The sequence below is a fragment of the Streptomyces sp. NPDC040405 genome (genome assembly GCF_055595765.1).
The window spans coordinates 8,849-11,155 of sequence record NZ_JBVIVI010000025.1; the positions used below are offsets into that span (position 1 = coordinate 8,849).

Genomic DNA, 2,307 nt, shown 5'->3' on the forward strand with positions numbered 1-2,307 from the left:
GGTGGGGGGGGGGGGGTGTTGGGGGGAGGGCCTGGGGGGGGGGGGGGGCGTCTTGTTTCTGCATTTCTTTCTGGGGTGGGGGGGGTGGGGGTGGGGGGGGGGGGGGGGGGGGGGGTCCCCCCCCCCCCCCCCGGCCGGGGTGGTGCCTTGTCGGCTTGCGGTGCTGCTCTACTGCTCGTCAGTCTCGGCGTCGGGCGCGGCGTTCGCCACGGGGTCGGCCTCGCCCTCCGGCTCGCCGGGCTCGTCCGCGCCGTCGTTCTCGTTGCCGGGCCCGGACTCGGCGTTTGCCTCGTCGCCGGGCTCGCCCTCCTGGTCCGTTTCGGTGCTCTCCGCTTCTCGCTCGGCCTTCTCCTCGGCCTCCTTCTTGGCCTTGGCCTCTTCCCGCTCGCGCCGCTCGCGCTCCGAGCGCTCCCTGCGCTCGGCCTCGCGCTCGGCCTTCTCCTCGGCCTGGCGCTGCCCGGTGGCCACGGTCTCCTCCTCGACCTCGGAAAGGGTGTAACCGTGGGTCTGCAGGAAGGTCAGCCAGGTGACGGTGGCGGGACGGATGTCACCGCGCCTGCCATACCCGGTCTCGGGGCCGCGCCAGGCGTCATCGCCCATGAACTCGAACTCATACATACCCGCGACGTGGGCGAACAGCAGCCACCACATGCGCTTGGCGGCGGTGCGCTTGACCAGGGAGGCGATCACGTCGGCCGGGCGTCGCTCCAGCTTCTCGTTCTTGAGGAACATCGCCAGGGCGGCACCGCTGTCGCCGCCCACGTAGTGGGTGTAGTTGTAGTGGCCTTCGAGGATCGCCGTCATCACCAGGGTTTTCACGTCGGCCGGGGCCTCGTTCGTTGCCTGGCACATCTCGGTGACGAACTGCTGCCGGACCTCCCGCACGCTCCGCCATGCGGCGTTGTTGACCCGAACGCGGCGGCGCTCCTCCCGCTCGGCTTCCCGCTTGGCAGCGGCCTCTTCGATCTCCTCGGCGTTGTCGGTCTCGCCGGGCTCCGGGGCTCCGGCGATCCGGTGCCGGTGCTTCTGGTAGTCGACGCACACCCACACCACCTCACCGTCTGCGGGGTCGAACGTGGCGGCGTGGCCCTCGCACGTCTCGTTGTGTCCCTGTTCGGTCAGCGGGCGGCCGATCGCGCTGACCAGCTCCTCCAGCGGGCGGCCCTTGGTGCTCTCCCAGCGGTGGGGCCACCTCACGACGGGGATCATCTTCTTGGCCAGCTCGGCCCTGACCGCTTCGATGCGCTCGGTCTTGTCCTTCTCCGCGCGCAGCTCCTGCATGGCCTGCTTCCACGCTCCGCGCTTGGTGTTCTTCTCCTGCCCGTCCTTGCGCTTGGCCTGCTCCAGCGTCCACAGAGCGCCGGAGACGTCCTTGACCTCGTCGTATTCGGCCAGCTCCACCCAGTCGAAGTCGACCTCGTCTTCATTGAGTTCGTCGATCACCTCCGGGGCGATCTTGGCGACCTTGGCGGCCGCGTCCAGCTCCTCCACCGTCCGGCCCGTCGCGGCCGCCAACCGGGCCCTGCGAGCCTTCGGTACCCGCTTCGTGCTCACCATCAGAGTGAGCTGCTGGGCAGCCTCCAGGTCGTCCTGGGCACTGGCCGCCTTGCGGTGGACGTTCTCGACCATGGACGCGACCAGGGCTTCGTCGTCAACGCCCTTCAGGTCGTCACGGATGATCACGCGAACCTTCCGGTACTCGCGCCCCTCGGCCGTGGCCCTCTCGGCCGCGACGCGGGCGGCCTTCATGCGGCGCTGGCCGATCACGATGCCCAGCTGCCCCTCGGTCTCACCCTCCTGAGGGCGGAGAATGGGGGCCTGCTGGACGCCGACCGCTTCCACACTGGCGATCAGGCCAGGGTCGGGCTGCGTGGTGTCCTCGCCCTCACGCTTCTTGCGGTGGTTGAACGGGTCGATGATGACCAGGCTCTTCTTCTCCTCGTCGGAGTCCCCGTCAAGGAAGTCCTTGAGCGGGTCGATCCACGCCAGGCGTCCAGCGTCCGCCTCGTCGACGGTGGCGGCCTGGGTAGCGTGCTCGTTCTGTGTCACGGTCAACGTGAGTCCCTTCGTGGTGTGGGTTTCGAGTGGTGATGTCGATCAGGGCGCCACCCCTTGCGACAGAGATAATATTACTAGTTCAAAGCCTGATCGCCAAGCATGGTGGCGGGCTTGACCAGGGCCTTTCCGGGTGTCCGTACTCCTCGTGGTGGGGGGGGGGGGGGGGGGGGGGCCCCCCCCCCCCCCCCCCCCCCCCCCCCCCACCCCCCCCCCACCCCCCCCCCCTCCCCCCAACCCCAAGGCACCCCC

At 69.8% G+C, this 2,307-nt stretch carries 1 protein-coding gene; it reads right to left on the reverse strand.

Translation table 11 applies throughout. The annotated features are described in order from the left end of the window. Nucleotides 1-168: 168 nt before the first annotated feature. Entirely contained in the window at nt 169-2,055 is a 1,887-nt protein-coding gene (locus ACZ59A_RS43520) for a ParB/RepB/Spo0J family partition protein (protein ID WP_470971049.1), read from the reverse strand. Nucleotides 2,056-2,307 lie beyond the last annotated feature (252 nt).